This window comes from Leclercia sp. GLN_9 (genome assembly GCF_043105735.1).
Lineage (GTDB): Bacteria > Pseudomonadota > Gammaproteobacteria > Enterobacterales > Enterobacteriaceae > Enterobacter > Enterobacter adecarboxylatus.
In genome coordinates, this window is sequence record NZ_JBICLV010000017.1 from 749745 (window position 1) to 776465 (window position 26721).

At 55.2% G+C, this 26721-nt stretch carries 26 protein-coding genes and 1 pseudogene; 13 read left to right on the forward strand and 14 right to left on the reverse strand.

Translation table 11 applies throughout. The features are described from left to right. Window positions 1–41 precede the first annotated feature (41 nt). The 3 genes and pseudogenes from ACF8PE_RS14385 to ACF8PE_RS14395 all read left to right on the forward strand — a co-directional run bounded on the left by ACF8PE_RS14385 (window position 42) and on the right by ACF8PE_RS14395 (window position 2785). Window positions 42–779, forward strand: a complete 738-nt coding sequence (locus ACF8PE_RS14385; RefSeq protein ID WP_241258633.1) for a DUF1571 domain-containing protein — start codon at window positions 42–44, stop codon at window positions 777–779. 14 nt (window positions 780–793) lie between these two features. Then, window positions 794–1270 (forward strand): annotated as a pseudogene (locus ACF8PE_RS14390) (SRPBCC family protein). Window positions 1271–1522: 252 nt separating this feature from the next. Continuing rightward, the gene (locus ACF8PE_RS14395) at window positions 1523–2785 is read left to right on the forward strand and encodes a Y-family DNA polymerase (protein WP_059307804.1); all 1263 of its coding nucleotides are present in this window, start codon (window positions 1523–1525) and stop codon (window positions 2783–2785) included. A gap of 434 nt (window positions 2786–3219) precedes the next feature. Here the strand turns inward: ACF8PE_RS14395 and ACF8PE_RS14400 are convergent, their stop codons facing one another. Continuing rightward, entirely contained in the window at window positions 3220–3897 is a 678-nt protein-coding gene (locus tag ACF8PE_RS14400; protein WP_059307805.1) for an SOS response-associated peptidase, read from the reverse strand. Window positions 3898–3991: 94 nt separating this feature from the next. Here ACF8PE_RS14400 and ACF8PE_RS14405 point away from each other — a divergent pair, with 94 nt between their 5' ends. Further along, a complete protein-coding gene (locus ACF8PE_RS14405) occupies window positions 3992–4819 on the forward strand; it encodes a DMT family transporter (RefSeq protein WP_059307806.1) in 828 nt (275 codons plus the stop codon). Window positions 4820–4834: 15 nt separating this feature from the next. Here ACF8PE_RS14405 and ACF8PE_RS14410 read toward each other — a convergent pair whose 3' ends face one another. Together ACF8PE_RS14410 and ACF8PE_RS14415 are read right to left on the reverse strand one after the other, a co-directional pair. Next, window positions 4835–6661, reverse strand: a complete 1827-nt coding sequence (locus tag ACF8PE_RS14410; protein WP_392495010.1) for a glycoside hydrolase family 15 protein — start codon at window positions 6659–6661, stop codon at window positions 4835–4837. Window positions 6662–6958: 297 nt separating this feature from the next. Then, window positions 6959–7534, reverse strand: a complete 576-nt coding sequence (locus tag ACF8PE_RS14415) for a DUF4142 domain-containing protein (RefSeq protein WP_077227270.1) — start codon at window positions 7532–7534, stop codon at window positions 6959–6961. Between the two features lie 455 nt (window positions 7535–7989). On the opposite strand from ACF8PE_RS14415, the gene ACF8PE_RS14420 reads away from it, so the two are divergent. The 3 genes from ACF8PE_RS14420 (at window position 7990) to ACF8PE_RS14430 (ending at window position 11304) form a co-directional block, all read left to right on the forward strand. Next, window positions 7990–8382, forward strand: coding sequence for a hypothetical protein (locus ACF8PE_RS14420; RefSeq protein ID WP_262660381.1), 393 nt, complete (start codon window positions 7990–7992; stop codon window positions 8380–8382). Between the two features lie 447 nt (window positions 8383–8829). Continuing rightward, window positions 8830–9195 carry a hypothetical protein gene (locus ACF8PE_RS14425; RefSeq protein ID WP_164540480.1) on the forward strand — a complete coding sequence of 122 codons (366 nt, stop codon included), beginning with the start codon at window positions 8830–8832 and terminating at the stop codon, window positions 9193–9195. 12 nt (window positions 9196–9207) lie between these two features. Then, the gene (locus ACF8PE_RS14430) at window positions 9208–11304 is read left to right on the forward strand and encodes a pyrroloquinoline quinone-dependent dehydrogenase (RefSeq protein ID WP_032610976.1); all 2097 of its coding nucleotides are present in this window, start codon (window positions 9208–9210) and stop codon (window positions 11302–11304) included. A gap of 94 nt (window positions 11305–11398) precedes the next feature. On the opposite strand, the gene dsbG is transcribed toward ACF8PE_RS14430, so the two are convergent. From dsbG to ACF8PE_RS14445, 3 genes are read right to left on the reverse strand one after another with little or no spacing between them, the layout of a single operon-like run. After that, the gene (gene dsbG, locus ACF8PE_RS14435; protein WP_165717912.1) at window positions 11399–12154 is read right to left on the reverse strand and encodes a thiol:disulfide interchange protein DsbG; all 756 of its coding nucleotides are present in this window, start codon (window positions 12152–12154) and stop codon (window positions 11399–11401) included. Continuing rightward, on the reverse strand, window positions 12154–14172 hold the full coding sequence (locus tag ACF8PE_RS14440) for a protein-disulfide reductase DsbD family protein (protein WP_392495011.1): 2019 nt from the start codon (window positions 14170–14172) through the stop codon (window positions 12154–12156). Before ACF8PE_RS14440 ends, dsbG begins: the two co-directional genes overlap by 1 nt. Before the next feature lie 46 nt (window positions 14173–14218). Next, window positions 14219–14608 (reverse strand): copper-binding protein, encoded by a 390-nt coding sequence (locus ACF8PE_RS14445; RefSeq protein ID WP_186371176.1) that lies wholly within the window; start codon window positions 14606–14608, stop codon window positions 14219–14221. Between the two features lie 339 nt (window positions 14609–14947). Between ACF8PE_RS14445 and ACF8PE_RS14450 the strand changes: the two genes are divergently transcribed. Further along, window positions 14948–15418 carry a GNAT family N-acetyltransferase gene (locus ACF8PE_RS14450; RefSeq protein ID WP_151584796.1) on the forward strand — a complete coding sequence of 157 codons (471 nt, stop codon included), beginning with the start codon at window positions 14948–14950 and terminating at the stop codon, window positions 15416–15418. A 179-nt stretch (window positions 15419–15597) separates the two neighbouring features. Here the strand turns inward: ACF8PE_RS14450 and ACF8PE_RS14455 are convergent, their stop codons facing one another. After that, window positions 15598–16050: a GNAT family N-acetyltransferase gene (locus ACF8PE_RS14455; protein WP_098946291.1), complete on the reverse strand. Its 453-nt coding sequence runs from the start codon at window positions 16048–16050 to the stop codon at window positions 15598–15600. Between the two features lie 187 nt (window positions 16051–16237). Between ACF8PE_RS14455 and ACF8PE_RS14460 the strand changes: the two genes are divergently transcribed. Then, entirely contained in the window at window positions 16238–16921 is a 684-nt protein-coding gene (locus ACF8PE_RS14460; protein ID WP_032610969.1) for a hypothetical protein, read from the forward strand. A 107-nt stretch (window positions 16922–17028) separates the two neighbouring features. On the opposite strand, the gene ACF8PE_RS14465 is transcribed toward ACF8PE_RS14460, so the two are convergent. From ACF8PE_RS14465 to ACF8PE_RS14495, 7 genes are all read right to left on the reverse strand, one after another. Continuing rightward, window positions 17029–18291: an amino acid permease gene (locus ACF8PE_RS14465; protein ID WP_392495012.1), complete on the reverse strand. Its 1263-nt coding sequence runs from the start codon at window positions 18289–18291 to the stop codon at window positions 17029–17031. 19 nt (window positions 18292–18310) lie between these two features. After that, window positions 18311–19609 carry a branched-chain amino acid transport system II carrier protein gene (gene brnQ, locus ACF8PE_RS14470; protein ID WP_392495013.1) on the reverse strand — a complete coding sequence of 433 codons (1299 nt, stop codon included), beginning with the start codon at window positions 19607–19609 and terminating at the stop codon, window positions 18311–18313. 442 nt (window positions 19610–20051) lie between these two features. Continuing rightward, window positions 20052–21131 (reverse strand): FAD-dependent oxidoreductase, encoded by a 1080-nt coding sequence (locus ACF8PE_RS14475; protein WP_032610965.1) that lies wholly within the window; start codon window positions 21129–21131, stop codon window positions 20052–20054. Next, complete coding sequence (locus ACF8PE_RS14480) at window positions 21131–21811, reverse strand: cupin domain-containing protein (RefSeq protein ID WP_103792273.1); 681 nt, start codon at window positions 21809–21811, stop codon at window positions 21131–21133. The genes ACF8PE_RS14475 and ACF8PE_RS14480 overlap by 1 nt, the downstream gene beginning before the upstream one ends. Before the next feature lie 43 nt (window positions 21812–21854). Continuing rightward, window positions 21855–22199 (reverse strand): carboxymuconolactone decarboxylase family protein, encoded by a 345-nt coding sequence (locus ACF8PE_RS14485; RefSeq protein WP_007712977.1) that lies wholly within the window; start codon window positions 22197–22199, stop codon window positions 21855–21857. Window positions 22200–22237: 38 nt separating this feature from the next. Next, a complete protein-coding gene (locus ACF8PE_RS14490; protein WP_059307820.1) occupies window positions 22238–22519 on the reverse strand; it encodes a hypothetical protein in 282 nt (93 codons plus the stop codon). A gap of 204 nt (window positions 22520–22723) precedes the next feature. After that, on the reverse strand, window positions 22724–23638 hold the full coding sequence (locus ACF8PE_RS14495) for a LysR substrate-binding domain-containing protein (protein ID WP_103792274.1): 915 nt from the start codon (window positions 23636–23638) through the stop codon (window positions 22724–22726). A gap of 174 nt (window positions 23639–23812) precedes the next feature. On the opposite strand from ACF8PE_RS14495, the gene ACF8PE_RS14500 reads away from it, so the two are divergent. The 4 genes from ACF8PE_RS14500 to ACF8PE_RS14515 are packed head-to-tail and all read left to right on the forward strand — an operon-like array spanning window position 23813 to window position 26718. Beyond that, a complete protein-coding gene (locus ACF8PE_RS14500) occupies window positions 23813–24589 on the forward strand; it encodes an SDR family NAD(P)-dependent oxidoreductase (RefSeq protein ID WP_103792275.1) in 777 nt (258 codons plus the stop codon). 45 nt (window positions 24590–24634) lie between these two features. Then, window positions 24635–25105, forward strand: coding sequence for an OsmC family protein (locus tag ACF8PE_RS14505; RefSeq protein ID WP_103792276.1), 471 nt, complete (start codon window positions 24635–24637; stop codon window positions 25103–25105). A gap of 38 nt (window positions 25106–25143) precedes the next feature. Continuing rightward, complete coding sequence (locus ACF8PE_RS14510; RefSeq protein ID WP_103792277.1) at window positions 25144–25662, forward strand: carboxymuconolactone decarboxylase family protein; 519 nt, start codon at window positions 25144–25146, stop codon at window positions 25660–25662. Window positions 25663–25689: 27 nt separating this feature from the next. After that, window positions 25690–26718, forward strand: coding sequence for an alcohol dehydrogenase catalytic domain-containing protein (locus ACF8PE_RS14515; RefSeq protein WP_103792278.1), 1029 nt, complete (start codon window positions 25690–25692; stop codon window positions 26716–26718). The last annotated feature ends 3 nt before the right edge of the window (window positions 26719–26721 follow it).

A 26721-nucleotide genomic window follows, 5' to 3' on the forward strand; every position in this document is an offset into this window, starting at 1 on the left:
GGTCAATCCAGCAGGTTTAACGGTTATCCGACATACTGATCATGTTCCCGGTCATGTTATTGCAGGAGACCATCATCAGCGGCTTCCTCTCTGTGGCGGTAATGCTGGCAACATTACTGCTCTTTAGCTTTCACGAACCTGCGCACGCCGCGGACAAGATCGCTGTGGCCGCCGCTTTTTTGCAAAGTTCCACCTCCTCCGATCCCCTTGCGAACGCCCTGCAACGTTTTGCCCGGATCGCGTCTTACCAGGTGATGGTGCGTTCCGTCTCTTCGCAGGATGAAACCAAAGTCATTCGCTATAGCTACCGTAAACCGGGTTATGTACGGATGGATTTTTCCGCGCCCCATGCCGGGGCAGTGCTCATCTATAACCCTTCGAATGGCAAAGTAACGCTGTGGCCCTTCGGCGCGGGAACATTTCCGGTGCTGAAACTGTCGCCCACGGATTCACTGATAACGGATGAAAATGGTCACCGGGTAGATCAATCCGACATTGGCGTGTTGCTGAGTAACATCCGTCGTCTGCAACAGGGGGGCGCAACCCGGCTTCCGGGTGAAGAGATGATCGCCGGGAAACCGGCGGTGCATCTGTCGGTGGTTGGCGCAGAAGGCAAGACCGTCGATGCGGTGCATCGCTATGAGGTTGGGTTCGATAAGCAATCCGGCTTGCCCACTAAAGTGGTTAGCTACGGGCTGGATGGCAAATTACTGGAAACCGTAATGATGGAGGCCATGTCTATCGACGTGCGTTTCCCGCCTGATTTTTTCGCACCCTGACGGAGACGAGCGCTATGGCTGACTATCAATTTTCCACCGTCTGACGGGTTGAAGCGTCTGTCCAGGAAGTCTGGGAGATCCTCTCTCATCCTGATTTGTGGCCCGAATGGTGGGGAAGCCTGGTGCAGATTATCGAGTTAAGAAAAGGGGATGGGCGGGGGATTGGCGCCCTGCATCGTTATACCTGGAAGGGCGCACTCCCGTATCACATCACCTTTGATATTCATGTATTAACGATTCAACCTTTATGCCTGCTGGAAGGGGAAGCCAGCGGCGAGGTGGAAGGGCGGGGCGTGTGGTCTTTGTCTGCTCATGGTCGGGAGACGCTCGTCCGGTATGACTGGGATATCCGCACCAATACCCGCTGGATGAACCTCCTTGCGCCGCTGGCAGGCCCCGTTTTTCGCTGGAACCACCACAGGGTGATGCGCGACGGCGCAAAAGGGTTAGCCCGGCGATTAGGCAGGCGTGTCGAGGTGCATGTAGGGTAAAGCCCTGGGGCGATGGCTTTCAAAATCAACCCTGGCGACTGCGCGGTAAAGACGGACAGTGACGGCAAACTGTCGGGCGCTCGCCTTTGGCGCAATGTTGCGGTCAGGTGGCCGCCCGGCGCATGTTCCCGGCGGCCCCTTGATTTCTCTCTGAATTCATTGATACTGTATATATATACAGTTAAATGGATTTGATACTATGCCGTTCATCCCCATGCGCTTCACCGCGCCTGCTAAAGGGCGTAAATAACCATGTTTGCGCTTGTAGACGTGAATAGCTTCTATGCTTCCTGCGAAACCGTGTTTCGCCCGGACCTGAAGGGGCGCCCGGTAGTGGTGCTGTCGAATAACGATGGCTGCGTCATTGCCCGCAGCGCTGAAGCGAAAGGGCTGGTGACCATGGGGGCACCATATTTCAAGCAGAAAGATATTTTTCGCCACCACGGTATTGTGACCTTCAGCAGTAACTACGAACTCTACGCCGATATGAGCCACCGGGTAATGACCACCCTGGAGGAGCTAACCCCGCGGGTCGAGATCTACTCCATTGATGAGGCCTTTTGCGATCTCACCGGGGTCAGCAATTGTCTTAACCTCGAGGCCTTTGGCCGTGAAATCCGCCAGACGCTGCTGCAACGTACGCACCTGACCGTCGGGGTCGGCATTGCCCCCACCAAAACCCTCGCCAAATTAGCGAATTTCGCGGCAAAAAAATGGCAGCGGCAGACCGGCGGCGTGCTCGATTTATCCAGCGTCGAGCGGCAGCGTAAACTGATGGCAGCACTGCCCGTGGAAGAGGTGTGGGGCGTTGGGCGGCGGATAAGTAAAAAGCTCAATGCCATGGGAATCAACACCGCGCTGGATCTGGCAGATACCCACATTGCCGTTATCCGCAAACATTTCAGTGTGGTGCTGGAGCGCACCGTCCGGGAGCTGCGCGGCGAATCCTGCCTCGGGTTTGAAGAGTTTCCCGCCCACAAGCAGGAGATAATTTGCTCCCGCTCGTTCGGTGAGCGGGTCAGTGACTACGAGGCGATGCGGCAGGCCATCTGCAGCTATGCCGCCCGCGCGGCGGAGAAAATGCGCGCCGAGCACCAGTACTGCCGATTTATCTCCGTCTTCGTGAAGACCTCGCCGTTTGCGCTGAATGAGCCTTACTATGGCAATAGCGCTTCCGTTAAATTGCTGACGCCCACCGAAGACAGCCGGGATATTATTAACGCGGCGACACGCTGTCTGGACGCCATCTGGAGAGAAGGGCTACGTTATCAAAAAGCCGGGGTCATGCTGGGGGATTTTTTTAGCTCCGGCGTCGCGCAGCTCAATTTGTTTGATGAAAACCCTCCCCGGCGCAACAGCGCAGAATTAATGGCCGTCATCGACGACCTTAATAAAAAAGGGCGCGGAACGCTCTGGTTTGCGGGGCAGGGCATCGCACAGCAATGGCAAATGAAAAGAGAGATGCTATCGCCGCGCTATACAACGCGCTTTTCTGATTTACTGCGGGTGAGATAAATCTATATCCTGGAAATAGCCTGGGGATAAAAATAGCGGTGAAAAGGACGTTTTATTAAACGATATATCCCCGTTTGATGACATATTCCTGTATGGTGGTGTTTCTACTCACCTGCCCGGAGGGGCTATTCCCAACCTAAAATTTGAGTGCCCGGTTTGCACAAGTAAGCGATTTCGTTTTACCACGTTCAGCCCAACGCAAACCCACCCTCATGGTGCTGTTTGTTCCGTCTGCGGAACCCGACTCACTACCCACTCATGCGTGCCACTCCCAAAAAGGAGACGCTGGCCAAAACAGGTTGTATAAGTGTAAAGGGGGGGCCTGCTTTTGGCCTCCTTGTTTATTTTGCCGCTTCGCTTACTTCCGCTTTTATATTTATTGGGTATTAGCAAATGCCAGAAAATAATAGCGGTCAGTACCATTGCCCTTATTTTTACGCCTCGCTGACTTTATTGATAAGTTCTGCACGTTGATTTTTCACATTGCCCACCGCCCGGGTAACGGCATGCCAGTGAAACTGGTCTGCGGGTACGGCACCCGTCTGGGCGATCGCTTCTGCTTCTTGTCCACTTACCGTCTCGCGCAGCCATTCCCGTGCCGCCTGTGGCGTTAACACCAGCGGGCGCCGATCGTGAATATCCACCAGACCTTTATCCGCCGCAGCGGTCACAATCAGGAACCCCTCAGCCTCATCGCCACGTTCAAATGGCGTGCTGCCAATAGCGGCCATAAAAATGGGTTGTCCGTCTGCGCGATAGATAAAGTAAGGCTGCTTTTTATCCCCTTCCTTTTTCCACTCGAACCAGCCGTCGGCAAAGACAATCGCCCGGCCATGATGCCACAGCGGTTTGAACATCCGGCTGGTGGCGGCGGTCTCCTGACGGGCATTGATCAGCGGCGACTTATCCCACCAGCCAGGGGCGTAGCCCCAGAATACCGGGTCGAGATGCAACAGATCGTCGCGCTCGCTGAGCAATAACACTTTGGTGCCGGGCGCGACGTTATAGCGCCCGATCGGTTCCGGGTCGTAGGGAATATCGCAATCCGCTTCATCGGCGAGAAAGGCAAGGTACTCTTGCCGGGTCTGGGCCTGGGCAAAACGTCCACACATAGTTACCTCCAGGGGTTTACTTAAGTATAGGATACGAGGCATAGCGGAAGGAGAAGGGCGTGCCTTCGGCCGGGCTTGATTCGTGAGGGCAGGTATGACAGGAAAAATAATACTCACCATGCTGGCGTTCGCCGCCAACTCTGTCCTGTGCAGAGTGGCGCTGACCGGCAAACATATCGATCCGGCGACCTTCAGCAATGTACGGATCATCAGCGGCGCGCTGTTCCTGGTTATGCTGATGAGCCTCAGAAAAAAGCCTGCCTCAAAAATATACTATGACTGGCGGAGCGGCCTGGCGCTGGCGCTCTATGTGCTGGCGATGTCCTGGTCCTATCTGCAGATCGATACCGGAACGGGGGCGCTGTTACTGTTCGGAACGGTTCAGACGGCCATGGTCATCTATGGCTGGCGACAGGGAGAAAAAATCGGTGTGCTGAAGGGGGCGGGACTGCTGCTGGCGGTGGCAGGAACGGTGCTGCTACTGCTACCCGGCGCGCATGCCCCGGAACCGACCAGCGCGTTGATGATGATTGGCTCCGGGCTGGCCTGGGCCTACTACTCGGTGAAAGGGAAAAGCATGCCGGAGGCTATACCCGCGACGACGGGTAATTTTATTCTGGCCGTTCCCTTCACCCTGATCCTCTCGTTTTTGCCCGCTGCGGAAAGATTTGCCAGTGCGCAGGGGGTGTTATTAGCCAGCCTGTCGGGGGCGGTGGCCTCAGGCGCGGCTTATGCCCTGTGGTACACCTTGCTGCCGAGGATGAAAGCCATGACAGCAAGCACGGTGCAGCTGAGTGTGCCTTGCCTTGCCACCCTGGGAGGCGTGGTGCTGCTTGGCGAAACACTCAGCCTGCGCATGCTGCTGTCGATGTGTGCCGTGCTGCTCGGCATCACGATGGTTATCCGGGCGGGCCGCGCCTGAGTCGAACCGGTGACGTTATTTTGCTTTCCGTTGATGCTCGCTGATGGCCTGCGCCGCACAAATCAGCGCGAGATGGCTCAGCCCCTGGGGCATGTTGCCGACCCACTCGCCGGTTCGGGTATCAAACATTTCATTGAAGGTTTCAACATTGCCGCGGTGGCACAGGGTCTTCAGAATTTCATCCATGCTCTCTGCGGCCTTCTCCGGCTCGCCCATCGAGGCCCAGGCCTCTGCCAGCCAGAATGAACAGGCAATGAAAGTGCTCTCCTCCTGCTCAACGCCGCTGTATCGGTAGACCATCGCGCTGTTATGGCCCAGCTCGCGGTAGATAGCCTCATAGGTCAGCTTCATGCGTTTCGGATCCACTTTCATACCGTAACGAGAAACCAGGGCCAGCGAGGCGTCCAGCTGCCCACCATCTCCCTCGTAAAAACAGTAGGACTGATGGGTTTCCGACCAGCAGTGCTCTTCAACCCAGTCGCGGATCCGGTCCCGCTCGCGCGCCCAGCGTGCCTTCCATGTCGGTTCGATATGGCTGGCGTCCGCCAGTACCACCGCGCAGTCCAGTGCCAGCCGGCAGGACATTTTGGAATGCGTGTAATGTTGCTCTTCCGGCAATTCCCAGATCCCCGAGTCTTTCATGCGCCAGCGGTCTGCGCACTGATTGGCAAGGTGCCCAAGGAAGCGTGAAGTGCCCGTATCCAGAATATGACCCGCTTCGACAAAGAGTTTCGCCACGCCAAGCATATCGGCATACATGCTCAACTGGCGCTGGTTACGGGCGTTATTGCCGATGCGTACCGGCTGTGAATCCCGGTAGCCCTGGAGTTCCGCATACTGCTCCTCCGGGACCAGTTCGCCTTCGAGGGTGTAGCAGGCCTGCATATCCGGGCCATGTTTAATAATGGTTTTCGACAGCCAGGAAAACGCCGCTTTACACTCTTCGAGGGTGCCCAAAAAGGTAAAGGCTTTGATAATCAGGCAGGCATCTCTCACCCAGGCAAAGCGATAATCGTAGTTTTTCTTGCCGCCAATCCCTTCCGGGAGAGAGGTGGTGGCCGCGGCCGCCAGCGCGCCGGTTGGCGAATACCAGAGGAACTTCAGCGCCAGCGCGGAACGGATCACGTGATCCTTATAGAGACCATCATATTTAAGTCCCTTCACCCAGCCTTGCCAGGCGGTGTGGCTGGTTTCAATGCGGTTATCAATGGTTTCAATGTCCGGGACGGCCAAGGGTTCGCTCTGGGTGACGAGCAGCGCCACCACTTCCCGGCTGCCTTTCTTCAGGGTGATCTCCGCTTCGATCTCTTCGTCATCGGCTCGAGTGATAACAACGTTTTCGCTGGTGTGCAGCATCGCCATCAGATCGCCGATATGGTAAACGCTGCCCTTGAAGGTGTCTGACCGCCAGGGCGAGCGAGTTTCAATCATGGTGCCAAACCGCACATGGAGCCGGAAAGGCACGGTGCCGCGAATGCCCTCCAGCCGTCGCGCCAGTTCACTCCAGGGCAGGCGTCCCGCCAGGGTACTGTTAATCGATTCGGTTAATAGTACCGTGCCGTCATCTGTCTCAAAGCGGGTTTCCAGAATGTTGCTGTCCTCGCGATAGGCGCGCGAGACGGTATAGTCGACGGCGGGTGTCAGGCTGAAAAAACCACCGATCTTCGGATCTAGCAGCCGATCAAATAGGGGCGGGGAGTCGAGATTGGGCGCGCTCCACCAGTCGATGGAACCATCCGGGGCAATGAGTGCAACGGAACGGCCCTCACCGATCGCCGCATAATCTCCCAGACCAATGAACCCTTCCTCGCGTAAAGGCATCGTGTATTTAGCATTTTTCAAATGAGTCCTCCCTTTAGTCTGGCGCAGCAGGCCGCGTTAACATCACGTTGTGGTCGTGCACATAAAGCCTGGCATAACGTGACGGATATCGCGCTTTCAGGAGGCGTATTTGAGAATTCATCCCGCTAACAGGCGGGGGGTCTGGCAGGGGGGGAGAGAGTGAGGAAGACAGCATGTACCCTGGGCCTGGCTGTACTGTGCCAGAAGCGATCCTTCGCGCTATTCGCGCCATGCTGCCTGCCGATGGTGCGGGTCACAAAGGCTTGCGACCCACAAACACCCTGTTTACTGGTCTGTTTACATCTTCATCTGCTCAGCAGACTTCAGATGCTGCTCAACGACCGGGGTATGCGCGTCGGCCAGAGCCTTTACATCAGGGTCTTTGATGTTTTTGGCATCACTTTGCAGTTTAGACAGGACCATCTTGTGATCTTTGGTACCGGCGTTTTCCATATACATTTTGTCGAATGCGGCGCCGCTCTCTTTTTCCAGCTTGTCGGCCATGGCTTTGTGTTGCGCGTCTGGTTCGGTTGGCAGCGTCACGTCCTTCTGCTTAGCGACCGTCTGGACTTTGGTCAGGGCATCGCCGTGATCATCGACCATCTTTTGCGCAAAGGCTTTGACTTCACTGCTTTCGGCCTTGTTCAGCGCGATTTTGGCAGCGGCAATTTCATTGATATTGGCCTGGGCCATGTCCTTTAACGCTTTTTCGTCGCCGGAGCTGAGCTTCGCCATCGATCCGGTCGAACTGGTCTGGGCTGACGTATCACTCTGCGCGGCGCTGGAGCTCTGGGCTTGCACAGCGGCAGTGCTGAACATCGCTGCGACTGCTGATGCAATCAGCACGACTTTCAAGTTGTTACGCTTTTGCATGTTGTTCTCCTGATGGTCATGGGTAGGGTTGGTGCCAGGTCATTAACCGTGCATACCCTTCTGACTAAATTACAACTGCACTGGTCAGTATAGTGGAACGACAGGTTACGACAGCAGATTAAGCTATTGTCCTAAAGGAAGGGCGGCAGGAAATGGCGGAAGTAAGAAGGGGCGAGTGGATTGTGAACGCCTGAGTACCGCTACGTGCAGTATGCCTGACGCCTTGCAATTGCCTAGCCCTATACGCCTCCCTAAAACATCTCGCTATCCCGCTCTGCGACGGGTTTTTGCATAACGTAAATGGGAATTGTAAAGATTCCCATTTTCTTTGTAAGGTTGTTTGAGTTTAACCTCTTTTATGCCTAAACTTATTTTACATCGAAAAATTACAAAACACGTATATGTGCCGTATGGAATGCCGGCATAACAACACAACAGCAATGAAAGAGGGGTTTATGGAGTGGAAAATAGTCGAAATTGTTGCCAGCCCTGACTCGGGGACGATTTTTGGCAAAGTAGAAACACCCTATGGGCTGAATTATATCCTGTGGTTCAAGGGGGATTATTACGTACGGCCAGGGGAAATTGTCACGATGACTGAAACAGGGATGCTGATTAATCATCGCCGACAACGCGTCTGGATAGCACAGGCAATGCCTTATTCATCAATACGTTGGTTAGGTTTTCGGATGAAAAATGAGTGTCCAGGAAATCGCCGTGATGGGAGCCAGAGATGCGATCGTGAATTACCTTGCCAGTTTAAACACTGTCCCTTCGGGCTGACGCACTCTTCGCCGGAAAGTTATTACACATCAGAAATTAACTTTCATGAACAAAAATTCTATTAACTGCACACCCGCGGCACAGCATCAGGGGTCATTTGATACTGGCGCGCCATGTCTATCATGGGTGGTCGTCCGCCCATGGCAAGTATTCATGATCACATTTGACCAGCATGAGGCGTTCCGCCTCTCGCGCCAGACAGACCGTGCCAGCATAAGCGTCTGTAACCTTTCAGGAAGAAACCGGTCTGCTATTGCGTCCATTTTTGCCTGTAAAGCTTCAGAAAATACTCCCGCGGAATGACTGCCCTTTTCCATTTAATGCCTCTGATTATGAGGCGAAAGACATCTCAACGACCCAGCCAAAAAATATCTTCTATACTTTCTTACGTTTAATGCATGTTGCAGCTGTGAATTGTCTCAGGCTGGCTATCTGTCCGTGCTTGTTGAACGTGCATAAGCGCCATCCTGATGACTTTTTCATCTTTCTTTTTTGATAGGGGACTTCCTGGTATGTTGCATTCTCATCCCTCACGGGCTGGCACGCTATTGCTGCTGCTGGCTGCGGTGATTGGCTTCGCGGTAGCGTTATACGCCTGGCTGACGCCGCTTACGGGTGTCACGGGTACCATTGGTGCGTTAGGCGTTGCCATTGCCTGCGCGGTACTGGCGATACTGACCTTTATGCTACGTGCCGCATCTGGCCGTGGCGCGCGCATCTTCCTGATTATTGTCACCCTTGTGGCACTGGCGGGTATTGGTTTTGCAGCCGCGCTGCTGCACCAGTACATCATTACTGCAGCAATGGTGGTCGGCCTGATTGGTCTGATTATGCTGAGCAGCAATTCCGTTCACTACAATCCCCGCGTCAGAGCCTGAGGAGCCCCACCCGTGCATAACGATAAACACAACCCATTAATGAAAGTCAGCCTGACGGCACTGGCATTGCTGGTCACTCCGCTTACCCTGCAGGCGCAGGATAAAGCCGCGGAGGCCTCTCAGGGGACGCAGGAAGAACTCAATGTGGATGCGGCCGATCATCAGGCGCCGGGCACCACAAAAACCACGGATGAAGCCTCAACCGATAACAGCAGCGGCCAGAAAGTCGCATCCGCCAGCCAGCCGGCGACGCCGCTGGTGCCTTCTGCTGCCACCTGGGACAGCTTCCACGGACAGCTTAACGCACAGAAATACAGCCCGCTGAAGCAGATCACCGCCGAGAACGTGGGCAAATTAAAAAAAGTCTGGGAGTTTCACACGGGTGATGTCTCGGATGGTAAAGGCGACACCCCGGCAACCGTCTGGTCCGCGACGCCGATTTTTGCTAACGAGACGATTTATATCGGCACGCCTTTCGATCGCCTGATTGCGCTGGATCCGGGAACGGGTAAAGAGAAGTGGCACTATGACACGAAATCTTCGCGAAAAGCCCTCACGCAGCCAGTGCTGAAAAACCGTGGCGTCTCCTACTGGCAGGCAAAAAATCCGGTGGCCGGAGAAGCCTGTCAGAAAATCGTTTATATGGGCACCGTTGATGGCAAACTCTATGCGCTGGATGCCGATTCAGGAAAGCCATGTGGCAACTTTGCGGACAAGGGCGTCCTGGATATCAATCAGTGGAACACGCTTAACGCCAAATATCCGCTGTCCATTCTTCAGCCGCCAACCGTAGTCGGGAACCATCTGCTGGTGGGCTGGGCCGGTAAGGACTGGGCCTATGCTGAAGCGCCTCCGGGCACCGTATTTTCCATCAATGCGCAGACCGGCGAACGTGAATGGGCTTTCGAAGCGATCCCAGCTGACATCCGCAAACGCACCGGGACGGCCAACGTCTGGACGCATATGTCTGCCGACGAGGCGAATGGCCTGGTCTATCTGCCGGTCTCATCGCCATCTCCGAACTACTGGGGCGGCAATCGTGTAGAGGAGATCCCGCTTGGCACCTCGACAACGGCGCTGGATATCAACACCGGGAAAGTGGTCTGGTCTCGCCAGTGGGTGCATCACGACGTGTGGGATTACGATATTAACTCCGCCCCAACGCTGATGGATATCACCGTAAACGGCAAACAGATCCCGGCCCTGATTCAGGCCACCAAGCAGGGCTTCCTGTTTGTGGTTAACCGCCTGACGGGGGAAGACGTCTGGCCTATCGAAGAGCGTCCTGTACCGCAGGGTGACGGTTCGGTGCAGGGGGAAGTGCTTTCGCCAACCCAGCCATTCCCGACCAAACCCGCGCCGCTGCTCGATCAGTCGAAAAAACCAGAGATCTGGAAGCTGGCCGATATGGTCGGTGCCGGGCAGTGTTCCCGCCTGTGGGATAACCTGACCTATGAGGGAATGTACACGCCGCCGACCACCAAAGGCGAGGGTGCGCTGACCTACCCGGACAGCGCCGGTGGCGTACAGTGGGGCGGTGTAGCCTTTGATCCCAATAAACAGATCGCTATCGTCAACACCTCGCATATCGTGCAGTACGTGAAGCTCTACAGCCGTGAAGATTACGATAAAGCCGATAAAAGCGCTGGCAACGAGAGCGGCTTTGCGCCTCAGGAAGGCGCGCCTTATGGCCTGCGTCTGATGGTTGCCAATAACTGGCTGGGTATGCCGTGCTGGAAGCCGCCGTTTGGTGAAATCGTCGCGCTGGATATGCATACGGGAGATGTGAAGTGGCGTCGTCCGGTTGGCGCATCGCAGCAGTACGGCTTCTTTATGCCGGAAAGCTGGGGTTCACCGACAATCGGTGGTCCGGCTGTGACGGCGGGCGGTGTGATCTTTATCGGTGCCTCCATGGATGCCAAAGTGCGCGCCTATTCCGTAGAGACTGGTGAAGAGCTTTGGTCCGATCAGGCTGAAGCCCCTGCGGTAGCGAATCCGTCGGTCTATGAATACAAAGGCCGCCAGTATGTCGCGTTCGTCGCGGGCGGGAACACTATCCTCAAGGATCAGGTGGGTGATCAGGTAGTGGTGTATGCGCTCCCTGAATAAAAAACACCTGCGTTACCGGGATAATGCGGTGAGCAGGTAAAAAGTGCAAAACAGCAGCTGATACAGCTGCTGTTTTGCTATGGGTTAACGCGGTTTATTTACAGGCCACCAGATCGGCCATTTGCTTAGCATCAGGCAAGCCGATGATTTGTTGCAGGGTGCGCGCTTTATTCAGGTAATAAATAGCAGGCGTACCGCTGGCACCTAATTGCTCCATAAGCTGCTGATTGTGCTGTATCTGCTTAAACACGTCAGGCGGGGTGTTGCCTTTCAGCTCCGGTTTGATTTTTCCGTCGCTACTTTCCAGGTCATACCACACTTTAGCCGGATCCTTCGCGGAGAGGACTGCCGCCGCATACTGCGCGCTGTCCGGGCGAATCACGCCCACCAGCAAGGTTTTGGTGCTGATGCTTTTATCTTTGATAAAAGGCTGGGCCTGGTGCCAGAACTTATTGCAGTAAGGGCAGAAGGGATCGGCAAAGACAACCACCTGACACTTGGCCTCTGCGCTGCCTTCTGTAATTCCCGGCGCAGCGGTAAGCTGCTTCCACATCTCGCGACCAGCGGGAATATAAATCTCGTCATTAATGGTTTTCTCGCTGAGGTTATTTCCCTGCGCATCATACATATAGCCTGAAATAACATGCTTTTTATCCGGGGTGAGATAAAGCGTTACGCCCATGTCCTGATATTTACCCAGCCATCCTTCCACACCGCCGGGGGCGCTGAACGGCTTAATGATTTCAATGCCCTGTTTCTCCATTTGTTTAACCGGTTCGGGCAGGTCAGTGGTCTGCGCCTGCGTGGTGGCGCTCATCAGCAGCGTTAATAGTGACAGTATCTTCTTCATTATTTTTCCTCAGTGAAATCAGGCGACGGGGAGGCATTCGCCTTCGTCAGTGTGGTTAGCAGCGCATCTTTGCTCAGGAGAGAGGGCAGAACATGCCCCTGCGGCAGTGAAGGACCAAATATAGCGTTAAAAGGAATGCCGCTGGCACCGTAGCGGCGCAGGAACTGTTCGATTTCCGCAGAGGGCTGACTCCAGTTTCCCTGCAACAGTACAACGTCGTCGCGGTTTAAGGCGGCAATCACCTCAGGGCGATGAAGGACCAGGACCTCATTAACCCGGCAGTTCAGACACCAGTCGGCGGTGATATCAACCAGCACGCGTTTTTTCGCATCCAGCGCCTCGTTTAATGCCGCTTCACTGAGCGGCTGCCAGTTGAGGGGAGAATCGTCCTTCCCCTGGGGCTGGGGAGCCAGGAAAGCATATACCCCAGCACCAAACAGCACGCCAAACGCCAGGCTGCGCAGATTTTCCTGATGGTCCGGCATGGCTTTCGCGCAGCGGTACAGGAAAAACGCCACCATCAGGCCACCGCCAATCAGCACATAGCGGGCGCCCCACGCGTTAACCAGCAGCGACATCAGCCAGAGACAGGAACCCAGCATAAGGAGCACCAGCACCAGACGCAGTTTTCTCATCCAGGGGCCGGGCTTCGGCAGCCAGCGTGCCACGCCGGGAACAAGGCTTATCGCCAGCCAGGGAATGCTCATCCCGACACCCAGGACTAAAAAGATGAGCCACAGCTGATGCACGGGTGCCGCAAGCGCGAACGTCACGGCCGTGCCGAGGAAGGGTGCCGTGCAGGGTGTGGCAAGCAGGGTGGCAAATGCGCCTTCAAGAAAACTCCCGCCGATGCCGTTGCCACCGGCGGTTGCCAGCCGGGTGGACAAGCCGGAAGGCAGTCGGATCTCAAGCAGGCCCGCCAGGCTGAAACAAAAAATCCACGTCACCACAACCATGGCGGCAATGAACCAGGGGTTCTGGAACTGAAAGCCCCAGCCAATCCAGGCGCCGGACAGACGCAGCCCGGTAACCACCGCCGCCAGCACCAGAAACGAGAATACTATCCCGGCCGCCGTTGCCAGAAAACGCAGCCGCGTTTGACGGCGGGTGCTCTCTGCCAGTGTCATCAGCGAAGCGAGTTTGATCCCGAGAACCGGCAGAACACAGGGCATCAGGTTAAGAACAAGACCACCCGCTAACGCCACGGCCAATATCTGCCACAGCGCCGTGGACGGGGTGATATCGACCGTGAGTTGCTGGCTCTGCGCGCCATTGCTGACCAGCAGAGAAAGCTGTTGCAACCGGAAGGCATCCAGCGGTTTTCCCTGCGTATCACTGACGCTAAACCGGGCGGTCAGCGTGTCACCGCGGATCTCCGCCTGCGGTGGCGACAGAGTCGCTCCCGTAGGGTTGTCAGTAAAAAGATCGGGCCGGGACCAGCCCTCCGGGGAGGTCAGTTTCACGGTCAGCGTGTCATCGTCAGCGGTAACGGATTGAACCGCCACAGTGCCGCTTTCCGGGGGAACAGCGCGCATCGCGTTCTCCCAGGCGTCGGCAAAGTGGGCTGACGGACCGGATGCCAGGTTGATATCCAGCGGGAAAGTATTGACCACGCAGAGATTGCTGCACAGCGAAAGCGTCAGTTTCCCGCGCAGTCGTTGCAGTTCCTGGGTGGCGACTTCCAGCGGAAACACCACGCGTCGGTCATAGCCGACTGAGGTGAAACCGGCGGAATCAAACCGGACGGGGCGGGGCCAGTGCCACTGCGTTTTTGCCTGCGACGCCCAGGCGATCGCGGGCCGGAATCCGCCGTCACCGGGGGTTCGCCAGTAAGTTTTCCACCCTTCATCAGGGGTGACGTCAAGCAGCAGGCGAACTTTCCCGTTCGCAGGCGCATCGTGCCAGACATGAACCTGAGCATGGGAATTGTCAGGCTTCATCGGCCAGCCCGGTACTGCAGCTGAGGCCGCAGACAGGCTGAATAACAGGAACCACAGGCTCCTGAAAAAGGCTTTCATATATTTTCTCCGTGAAAAATTAACTAAACAGGAACGTCCGGTTCAGTCATTCACGGAAAACGCAGTTTTTGAGGTGTATTCGAAGGAGCGGAGGACGAAAGAGGATCACCGGTCTCGGCAGAACGCTGATTTTGAGCAGCACCGCCAGCACCAGCACCAACAGACCAGTGAAAAGCAGAAGGTTATCAAAGTGGAGAGGCTGGGCGGCCAGAAGCGAGTGGGCGCTTAACTCGCAAGGGGATATCCCCGGCGATGCTTGCTCCTGCGTACTGTTTTCAACCGTCAGGGAGAGCGCGGCGGCTTTAACCTGCATGTGATGCAGGATACTGGCCCGCTGGGTCAGACAAACCAGCATGACAAGACCGGCAACGAATAGCAGCGCCAAAGCGCTCAGTTGCCTGTTCTTATGGTGAGTCGAACCCGTCAGGATAGTCATGGGCAATGAGGATAGTGAGCGACCCGGCTCCGGGCAAGCGGCAATTTGTAAAGTAATGCCAACCAGAGCGGTTCGGCAGGTCGGTTTCCTCCCTCACTCAGGGCCTCTTTCACCCGCAGAAGGGCGGAAGAAAAAGACGCCCATTATTGCTCGGGGTGATTCAGTAAACCTAACGGGTGGCGCGGCACTCATTCTCTTAACCTGGAATGGCCCTTCTGATCTTTGACAGCCTGGCCGCACCTGAAGGCCGCGTTGTGTCAGAGGGGTAAACAAAGAGGTTGAAACGAACCCGTTTCATGATAAATCTGAAAAGATAATAAGACGCAAAGGAAGAAGAAAATGAAGATCAGACCTGCGGTACCTGAAGAGGCAGAGGAATGCTGGAATATCAGAAATCTTTCTATCCGGGAGGGGTGTAAACCCAGTTATAGCGCCAGGGTGCTTGAGGCCTGGACGCCTGACGCTATGCCTGAACATTACAGAGAGGTGATAAAGGAAAATCCTTTCTTTGTTGTCGAAAAACCGGGTGTCGGATTGGTCGCTACGGGATATCTGGATCTGGCCGCTGCAAGCGTAGAGGCGATTTTTACATTGCCGGACTATTTTGGTAAGGGTTTGGCCAGCCTGATTATTGAAACGATTAAAGACGAGGCAATGAAACGAGGACTGAAACAGTTAACCCTGTCCGCAACCCCTAACGCAAAAACCTTTTATGAAAAGCACGGCTTTGTGTTTATCAAAGAAAGTACCTCGCCATCAAGACTTGCCCAAACAGATTTACGCTGCATGGATATGGCCATCCAACTCTGAACGCGCGTTTTCCACTTAATACCGTTCGCCAACGGGTATACGGCAGTTCCGGGCCTTGTAGATAATCCTGAGCTGCCTGTAATCCGGGTATGCAATTTGCGCTTGTCGCTCATAACCGAGCACGCAACGGCGTCGGTCTGCTGAGTGCCATCAGCGGGTGGCCGGTCCGATGAAGAGAATCAGCGCAAGTCTTTTGAAAAACAGGCGGCTTCTGGCCTGCCTGTGTAGGGGCCGTAATTCTCGATGCGGCGATAACCCTGTTTCTCATAGAAATTTACCGCCCGATGGTTGATGCATCGGGTTTCCAGTCTGAGTTCGCTATATCCCCTCTCTTTTGCAGAGGTTTCCAGAAAAGCGAGTAATGCTCCACCAATCCCCGGCACACTTCGGTCTGAAAACATTCTTTTAAGCTCGGCGATATTTTGCGTCAAGGGGCGTATCGCACCGCAGCCTATGGCTTCGCCATGGCTATTCTTTGCTAATACCCATAACGCGTTGGCATTATTCATTGCTTCAACGTTGAAATTGCTTTTGCCATTATCACCGGTAATCGCGGCAAGTTCCGCTGACAGCGTTTCTATTAAACGCTGGGATTCTGAAGAGAAGGGATCGGCTATTTCGACGGTTATCATGGTCATATCCTGCGAGGTGAGTTTGCTCAGCATAATGTATCCTGCTGGCTCAGACAAAAGGATATACCTCATCAGACGCGATTCCCGCCTTAATAAATTATCACTGAAAAAGTTAATGAATGGCCTAAAATACCTGACTGACATGTAAGTCATAGCCCGTGTTCCTGTTAACGCCATAAGGTCAGTCATGACATTAATGAGTCTGCCAGATGTTTATCGTGCAACAAATGCAAATACCCTCGCCATGTGGGAGGAAAATGCAGGGATCGGGGACGTCAGAAAAGAAAACTACTACGATCCGGTAAAGTTCGCACTTGCGACAGGTCTACAACCGCCCATATCCGCTCCGGTATCACGTCTCCTTGATGAACTGAAAAAACTCACAGGGGATGATCCCCTTGCCGATACCCTGCCAGCACAGGGCTTCCATTTCACCTTCCTGCCCCTGACGCAGCCACTGTATAAGGTTGACGAGCCATTGCCTGTGAAAGTCGAGCAATTGCGCACGATCTGGGCTGAATATCAGGCGAAAAAGATTGTCATCAGAAAACTTCGCTTAGTGGCTTTACCCAGCCAGTTGTTGCTGGCGGGTATCCCTGATGAGCCGGCGATAGCCATGCGGCAGTCCTTCTGCGAGAAGATTCTGGCGTCGTCCTGGAAAAATGAATTGCTGGTGCGTCATGCCAATAGTCCATTACCTGCACCGTTCTGGCACAGTACGCTTTTGCGTTACAACGCCGAATTTTTACCGGCAGAAGTGCGTCAGTTTTTTATAAAACGTCAGAATATCGATTTCGGGGATGTTGCCGGGGAATTAACGTTAGCGAAAATTAACTACAACTGGACAAAATGTTATCCACCAGCGCGTTAATTCAGGGGATGCCCGCTTCGTGACAGAAGCGGACATCCCACGTCCAGTTAATAGTCAATTCCGCACAGCCCGCTACGCCTGCCACGTACGGTGCGTCATTGTGTGTCTTAAATTAACGGCCACAGCAGCGCGGACAGAGTTGCCAGCCCTCCCAGCACCACCAGAAATACCGTCACGCCACGCAGTTGCGCCAGCGCAGCGCGGGTATAAATCAGGTACGCGGGGATCAGGAACAGGATCACCGCGATCAGTGGTCCGCAAAAGGTTTCAATCAGGTTAATCACGTCCGGGTTTGCGTAAACGATGCCAAAGGTCAGCAGGAACAGCACCAGCGAGGCCACGCGCTTGCTGGTGGCGGCCTTTTTACCCGATACGCTGGCCGCCAACTGACCGAACGTCTCCGCAACCGAAAGACCGACCCCCAGGAAGGATTTGGTCATGCCGATGATGGCGATGAACGGGGCCAGGTAATAAATCAGGCTGAAATCGCCGTTTCCCTTCATGACAGACAGCACGTTCAGGTTCTGCGCCTTCGCCTGCACAAAGCTGTCGTGGGGGATACTCAGCACGCAACTCAGCACAAAAAAGATGATGCTGGTGAAGATAGCCACATAGGCCACGCGGATCACGAACAAGGCCTTGCTTTCGCCCTCGGCTCTCTTCTCCCGGTAGTAAGAGGTAAGGGGAGATACCATTGGCGCACAGCAGAACGAGAAGGTGATCAGCGGCAGCGTCAGCCAGATGCCCTTCATTGTTGTAGAAAGCGGGGTGCTCTTCACCTCAGTAATCGCACTGGTAAAATTCGACAGATGCCAGTCCGGAATGAGTGAAACGCCGATCAGCAGCACAGACGCAGCGAACGGCAGCGCCAGCGCACTCATGGTGGCCACTACCTTATCGCGTCCCTTACTCAGCACTACATAGAGTGCGGCCACCACAATAAACGACAGGGGGCCACGGCTGATGCCGGTGAAGTGCAGGTGTTCTGTCAGGAAATTATCCATCGCGTTAACCAGCGCGACCCCGTACACCAGGGTTACCGGGAAAAAGGTAACGCAGTAGAACAGGGTCATCAGCTTTTCGCCGCGTCCGCTGAAGAAAGAGCCGAAGATCGGCAGCGTACCCGTTGCTGTCTCTTCCTCCCGCATGTATACCCGGCACAGGAGCAGATGCGGCAGCAGGGACAATGGCAGGCCCAGCAGCAGCATGATCAGAAAGATGACCGGGCCACGGGTGCCGATTTCAACGGGGAGTAACAGCATTCCCGCCCCGACCGCCGTGCCATACAGGCCCAGCGCCCAGATATTGTCCTGCCAGCGCCAGCTGTGGCGCGTTGTGATGTTGCCAGTGGTGATTGAAGCTGTATTCATAGTGGTTTACCGCGTGTTGTTAATGGGAGGCTACGACGACTTTGTTTGAGGTTTTGTCTTTTAGCAGTAGTAGTAGCGCCGCCAGCGCGGTCGGCAGCACCCAGCCCAGCGAGACGCTGGTGAGCGGGAGTTTATCCATGAGAGTGACAGAGAAGCCGAGGGGTTTCAGTACCGCGGTGTAGGTGCTGAATACAATACTCACCCATACCGGCAGGGCGATCGCATGCGTCGGCCAGCGCAGGATAGACAGCAGAATCAGCGTGGTGCAAGCCGGGCAGATAACAGACAGGGCTGGAACGGAAACCCCGATCAGGCGGGTCAGGCCAATGTTGGCAATCAGGAACGACGCAGCAACCACTAAAGGCAGCAGGATCCTGTAACTGATGCCGGACATCTGGCTGAACAGGGTCGCCGTGGCCGAGGTCAGGCCGACCGCCGTGACGGTACAGGCCAGATAAATCAGCACGGCCATGAAGAGGGTCCCGGCCATACCCATGTTTTCAACAATGAACGCCCGCAGGATCTGCGCCCCGTTCTGGAAATCACCGGTCTGACCGAAGCCCGCGCCGATCTTCATCAGGCACAGGTAGATGGCCACCAGCCCGATACCGGCAAAGAGCACGGAGGTTTTGGCGTAGTGCTTGATCTGCTCGCGGTCAGTCACGCCTTTACCTTTCATGCTGTTGATGACGATCATGCCGAAGGTCAGCGCGGAGAGCGTATCCATGGTCAGGTAGCCATTCATAAAGTCGTCAGAGAAGGTTTTCAGGGACTCGCCAGCGGTGGCAGCCACCAGCGGCGCGACCTGTGAACGGGTGGCGTAAAACGCCAGGCACAGCAGACACAGGAGCTTCAGCGGGGCCAGCACATAGCCGATGGTTTTCAGCAGGCGGCCCGGGTAGAGGCCGAGAATCCACACGACCGCAAAGAAGATGCCGCTGTAGATGCTCAGGTGCAGCGGAGTATCGTCCAGGAAGTTCACCACGCCCATTTCATAGGAGACCGTCGCGGTGCGGGGGCTGGCGAAGAACACGCCGAGGAATAAATAAAAACTGGATGCCAGCACCGCGCCCCAGAATTTACCCATTGGCGCGCAAACGGCCAGCGGATCACCTTTCTTTTCGGCGAGCACAATAACGGCCAGCATTGGCAAAACAACGCCCGAAATATTGAACCCGATCGAAGAAATTAAATAATATTCGCCAGTCATCTTGCCAACGATGGGTGGATAGATGATGTTACCTGCACCGAGGAACAGTGCCAGAGTCATGAAGCCCAGAGTTATCACGTCGCGGGTGGGAAGGATTTGCTTTCGCATACCGTGAACCTTGTCAGTATGCCTGTGTGCAATTATCGTTATTTATAGATGTTGCTTTAACAGGCGGTTAATAAGGAAAGGCATTTGTTAAATTAATGAACAAATAACGCCTGACTTTCCCTGCCTGCACGCTTGTTAATTAAGAAATAAATACCTTACTAATTAATTACCATAAGCAATCAGTTTACTGAAGGTTCGACTTATTCGATGATTTTATAGCGTTATTCAATGCCCATGCTTATACATTATTAAAAAACCATACTTAAAACATTTCTATAACCCCAGTGTGTCAATTAGTCCCGGTATATCGCGTTTAATTTATTCAACCTGACATCAACGGCGCGCTTGCTGGAACCCATGGTTGCCATAGAGGTGAGGGATTGTCGAACCAGACATCATGCTTTCCGGGCATTAACCTCTGGTTCGCACAGACCAGGACGGGTTATCGCTGTTGTAGCCAGTTCTTAATGCCGTCGGATGCAGAGTTAACTGCGCCAGCGAGATAGCCTGAAAACTGGGGTGACCATTCACTGGCAATCCCGGTTATTTTTTCTGCCCACGCGTCGTGAGCAGGGATTTGCTCAGGCAGCGCGTGTCCCACTTCCTGAAGCAGATCATATTCTGTGGCCGTAAACGGGTCGGCTGCCCAGTCTTTCAGAAACTCCGCTTCAGGTTCGGCTGCATCAGGACCAAACAGGCGCGCAAGCTGTTCCCGACAAAACTGCTTCAGCAGGTCTTCGCTGACCGTCCATCTCGATTTAGCCGGTACGCCGATAAAGCCAAAGAGTACCGTTTTTCCTGAGTCAGGCTCGGAGACATCGTGAATTTCGACCATCGGGCCTGTCTGACTGCTGGCATCGCCGGAAAGCCGCTGTGCTTGCAAAAAATCGGTGTTGTAAACCGCGACATACTTCGCATGGGGGGCCATCCATGTCGGAATTATTCGCCAGTGTGAAAGCAGCGCCTCAGGCAGCGCCGGGCTAAACGCAATATTTGCAGCCAGTGCAGGCGGCAGGGCGAGAAAAATATGCTCGCCGGTATACAGGGTTTCTTCACCCGCCGCTGTCTGCGCCAGGACCTGCATGCCCTCTCCGGTGCGAATAATGGATTTCACCTGCTGATCCAGCTTAATTCTGTTCGCCGGAACCCGATGCCTGAGTGCTGTCGTCAGGGCCTGCATTCCTCCTTTCAGCCTGAATGATGGCGGTGAGGTTTCATATGCCGGATAACGTTGCGCAGGGGTATCGGGATGACGCTCATATAACATATCGCCCGGTCGCCCCTGTGGGATGACGGTCAGTCCCAGTTGCCCGATTAACTGCGCAAATTCAGGCTGGAGCTGCGGCCAGAACCAGGCTGCACCCATATCCACATGCAGCCCTGCAACGTCGGGGGACAGCACGCGGCCGCCCGTCCTGTCCCGCGCTTCCAGAATCACATACTCCACGCCTGCTTTTTCAAGCAGCGTGGCGGCATACAGTCCGCTGAGGCCTGCCCCAATGATAATAACGCTGCCTGTCATCATGCTGCTCCGGTGAGGGTGGTCGGGCTGAGGTGCCCGGTTTTCAGATAAAAAAGTGCGCCACTGGCGGTGGCTGTCAGGGCGGGCATGTCGCCCGGAGGAAACCGTAGCCAGCTTCCTGTCTCGTAGCGACCTTCCGGTGCGCTGAGCTCTCCTTCAATCAGCAGCAGTTCGGCACCGCCAGCAAGCGGTGCACAGAAGATGCGCTCGCGCGGTGCCAGCTTCTGCAGCACCACTGTTTCCCGTGAGTCCGAGAACAGCGGGCAAATTTTTCGTTGCGGGTGGCCGTGCCAGTTTTTGTCGTCTTTTGTATTGATTCTGACGGGCTGGCGTTCGTCGTCAGCCATCTGGCGCAGCTTGACGAAAATCGTCGTGCCGTCGCGGCTGGAAGGTTGATGGGACGAGCCGTCCGGGCTGCGCAAATACCAGCCAGCAGGGTAATCCACCCCGTTTTCAGTAAACGTCCCGCTCAGGACCAAAATTTCTTCGCCACCGGGGTGGCTGTGCTCAGGAAACACCGATGCCGGCGCATAGCGCACAAGGCTGGTTGCACGGGCCTGCTCCCGACCTATCCGGTCGAGCATGACGCGTTCCACCCCCGGCTGCGGGGAAGATACCCAGCGATAGTCATCCGGCGTGATGATGGCTCGCTGCGAAAAATCAGCATTCAGTAACATCATAGTCAGTCGTTAAACGGTACCTTTGCAGGTACCGTTGTCAGGGTTATTTATTCGGCAGGTTATCGTAAACATCCAGAGCACGCGCGGTATACGTCAGCGCGGCACCGGTGTTCAGGTTAATGGCAACGGCAAGCGCCTCGGCGATCTCTTCCCGCGTGGCGCCGTGCTTAACCGCAGCGTCCACATGCACAGCCAGACAACCGTCGCAGCGGGTGGTGACGGCCACGGCCAGCGCGATCAGCTCATGCGTTTTAGGATCGAGGTGCTTATTTTCAGACGCGCCTTTATCCATCTGCTGAAAGCCTTTCATAAATTCAGGCTGCAGTTTGGCAAATTTGCCGATGGTGGCGAGCAGGCCGCTGCGATATTCATTCCAGTTTAAAAACATTGAGAACTCCGGTGTTTATTTATTTTAGAAAAAATTAATTACATGACGTCGTAAATGCGCACGTCTGGGGCGCTATTCAGATAAGGTTTCAGCCCTGCAACCACATCCTGGGTAAAAAGCGGGCTGTTAAGATAGGCCTGCGCCTGGGCGACGGTTTTGAAGCCGTGCAGTACCTGCACGTCTTGATCGCGGATAAGCAGTTCTTTCGAAGTGGCACCGTCGATAGTGGTCAGAAACGGGGTTTTGTACTTCTGGTAGATTCCCGCTGCTGCCGCACGGTTTTCATTGCTGATATCAAGGGTGATTTGCAGATAAGCCATCTTTTTCTCCTTCGCTCAGGTTAAGGCAATGCCGTCGGGGCCACTGCCGTTCGTTGAGGGGGATTATCAGAAAGCTCACGAGCGTCAACAAATCAGATAATCTTGCGAAGCAGAGAAGAAATTCTATGTCGCCGGGTTTTGCGGTCAGGGAAGCATCATGCCTGCGAAGAAGAAAAGATGAGGCATAATGCCTGCGGCGCGGTATCACGCCTTTTCAGAATTAACGTCCTGCACAAGCCAGTCGTGAAACACTTTAACTTCATGACGCAGAGCGTTCTGCCGTGGGGTCACAAGGTAGTAAGACCAGGTCAGCGGCCAGCGATGATCGGAATGCAGCTGGACCAACTGACCGGTTTCAATCAACTGTTTGACCAGTGCGTAACGGACAATGGCCACCCCCCGACCACTGAGGGCTGAAAGAATGACGGCGGAGGTGGAGTTAATATGCAGGCCACTTTCCTGCGCTTCAGGCGCACCAACCGCGCTCAGGACATCGTCCCAGGACGGAAAATTCGCGCCAGGATGCGGTGTGTCATCGTGGATCAATTTTTGGGTGGCAAGCCACTCAGCGCAGGTGATTTTCTCTGCCGGTACCAGCTGCGGGCTGCAGACCAGTACCGCCTCCTCATCCATCAGCCAGCTTTTGTACACACCGGGCCAGTCTCCCTGGCCGCAGCGGATACCGATATCCGCCTCGCCGTGCGACACGTCCATCAGCTTCTCCGTCACGTTAAGACGCAGGTCGATTGTTTCATGGGTTTCTGAGAAGCGGTTCAGGCGTTCCATCAGCCAGTTCATGACCAGAACCTGTGAGGCGGTGACGACCACGACGGATCGCGCCCGTCGGCCGCGCAGTTTATTTAACCCGGTTTCCAGTTTATCCAGCCCCTGAGTGATGTCCTGCAGAGCCTCCTGCGCCTCATCCACCAGGGTCAGGCGCTCCTTCCCTGAACGTGTACGGTGGAGCAGGGGATGGCCCACCCAGTCCTCCAGTGAGCGGACAAGCTGGCCCACGGCGGCTGGCGTGACGCCCAGCTCCTGGGCCGCGCCAGTAAAGCTGCCGTGCCGGGCAGTGGCTTCAAAGGCATGCAGCCATTTCAGTCGGTTAAGCGATCGCATTGCAGGTATCCTGATTGAGTTTTTTTCAGTATACCTGAGCGAGAAAGATTTTCTTTCCTGTGTCGCAATTTCTTCTCAGTCGTCAGCCTGGCTTCCGGATGGCATTCTGGTTTCACACGATGAGGAGCAGGGCTTTTCATCAATGACAACCAGATGATTTTAAAGAGGTTAGCGATGAACGCATCTTTTGCCGGTAAAAAACTGTTAGTGGTCGGTGGTACAAGCGGTATGGGCTTCGAAACGGCGAAGCTGGTTCTGAAAAACGGTGGCAGCGTTGTGCTTGTTGGCAATCGCCAGGACAAAGCCGAGCAGGCTCGCCAGGCGCTGGCTGCAGACGGTCAGGTTTCTATCATCGTTGCCGACCTGATGACAGAAGAAGGGATGCAGCACGTGGTGGACACCATCAACGCTGAACATAAAGATATCAGCCTGCTGGTCAATGCGGCTGGCGTGTTCTTCCCGAAACCGTTCACCGAACACGAGATGTCTGATTACGACATGTACATGAACATCAACCGCGCGACCTTCTTCATTACCCGCGACGTGGTGCGCAACATGGTTGAAGGCGGCATCAAAGGCTCTATCGTCAATATCGGCTCCATGTGGGCGCAGCAGGCCATTGGTGCCACACCGTCTTCTGCCTACTCCATGGCGAAAGCCGGTCTGCATGCACTGACCAAAAACCTGGCGATTGAGCTGGGCGAAAAAGGGATCCGCGTGAATGCCGTTTCTCCGGCCGTTGTTCACACGCCGATTTACGAAGGCTTCATTCCGAAAGACGACGTGAAGGACGTGATGAACAGCTTCGACAGCTTCCACCCGATTGGCCGCGTGGGTACCCCTGTCGATATCGCGGAGACCGTTGCCTTCCTGCTTTCTGACAAGACTGGCTGGGTCACCGGTGCCATCTGGGATATTGATGGCGGCGTGATGGCTGGCCGTAACGCCTGATGACTCTGCCGCACGCGGGCGACCGCGTGCGGCACTGGAGTATTTATGCAAATCCAGACCGCAAACTATGACCTTGTCACCACATGGCAGGGGGGTATGGCCAGCCGCACGCGTTGCCAGTCTATGACGGGTGACAAGCGCCAAAGCCACGTTATCGATTCAGATGAGCCTGTCGCGCTGGGTGGCGAAGGGCGGGCACCCGGTCCTCAGGATCTGCTGCTGGCAGCTTTTAACGCCTGCATGACGGCCGCCTTTGTTCAGGAAGCCATTGGTGCGGGCATCACATTGACCCATCTTGATATTGAGACTCGCGGTGAGCTTCCGACGGGAATATCCCGGCACTGTGAAAAAAACACAGATACCTCTGCTGGCAGGCTGCAGTATGTCATTCACGTCAGCGGGGAAGGGACGGCCCATCAGTTCGAATGCGTCCATCAGCGGGTCATTAACGCCTCCCTTAACCGGTGGTTACTGGCTCAGAACATGACGATAGAGGGTGATTTAATTCTTATCTGATGCGGTCCGGATACCCTGTTTAACCTGGAGAAAACACCATGACCACACCACGAGTAACCCCCTGGCAGGATGGTGAGCCTTTCGATGCGGATCTGCTTAACGCGATGAAAGCCCGACGTCCCGGTGGGGAACTGATTGGCATTGACCGCATATTGCTTAAAAGCTTTCCGCTGGCCACAGGCTGGAACGAACTGATGGTCCGGGTTCGTCAGCAATTTTCCCTCAGCCTTGAATACCGGGAACTGATCATGTTGCGTGTTGCCTCACTCAACAAAGCAGAATTTGAATGGAACGTGCATTACCCTGCTTATCTGGATGCAGGTGGAACGGCTGAAAAAGCGGCTGCGCTTGAGCCTGTCTCAGTGTCATCCCTGTTTAATGAAACCGAAACCCTGCTCATCCGGCTTACCGACCAGTCAACGCACGGAGTGGTCGTGGATGCAGACATCATCGACGAACTGAAACGCCGGCTTGGTGAAAAAGAGACCGTGGAAGCTGTCGCGACCGTTGCGGCCTATAACATGGTGTCGCGTTTCCTTGTCGCCCTTGCCATCTGATAATCCCCCTTTTTACCGGTGCAATTTATGAATAAAAAATATCGCGCTATGCAGATCGTTGCCCCCGGTGTGCTGGAAATGACAGAGCGACCGATACCCGCTCCCGGCCCGGATGAGGTGCTTATCAAAATTGAAGCATGCGGAGTATGCGGTGCCGATCTCCGGGACGCGGAAAAAGCGCCGCAGGAGGGCCAGCCCGGGCGTATCCCGGGACATGAAATCGTTGGATACATTGCGCGCAAAGGCGACAGGGTGCCCGATATCTGGCAAACCGGCCAGCGAGTCGGGGTCGGGCGTCTGGGCGGTTACTGTCAGCACTGCAACCCCTGTCGCAGCGGGCTTTTTCATCTTTGCGAAAACCAGCTGACGCCAGGTCTCAGCTGCGATGGCGGCTATGCCGAGTACGTTGTCATGCGTTATACCGCGCTGATCGCTATTCCCGCAGAACTCTCTACCGTGCATGCCGCTCCGATCCTCTGCGCCGGTACGGCTACCTTTAACGCGCTGCGTCATTCCGGCGCCAGGGCAGGCGACAGAGTCGCTGTTCTCGGGATGGGGGGACTGGGCCACATGGCCGTTCAGTACGCCCGTAAAATGGGTTTTGAGGTAACGGCGGTGGCGCGTGGCCATGAAAAAGAACGTGCGGCCTTTCAGCTGGGCGCGCATCACTACATCGATGCGCTCAGTGAAGACGCATCAGCGCGCCTGAAAGCTGACGGCGGGGTGAATTTTATTCTGGCCACGGCTTCGGATTCAGAAACGGTCTCAGGCCTGCTGCCTGCTCTGGCCCCCCAGGGGAAAGCGATCCTGTTGGGGACCGGACGAACGCCCCTGCAGATTATGCCGGGCATGATGATTGGCGCGGAACGCGCGCTGTCAGGTTCCTTCGTCAGCACACCCGCTCAAACCGAACGTGCGCTGCGTTTCAGCCACCTCTTTCAGACGTTGCCCGTCACAGAACAACTGCCGCTTGAGCAGGCCAATGAGGCGCTCAACAGGCTGAAGATGGGTCAGGCGCGTTACCGGATGGTGCTCACAATGAATCAGGATAATTAATCC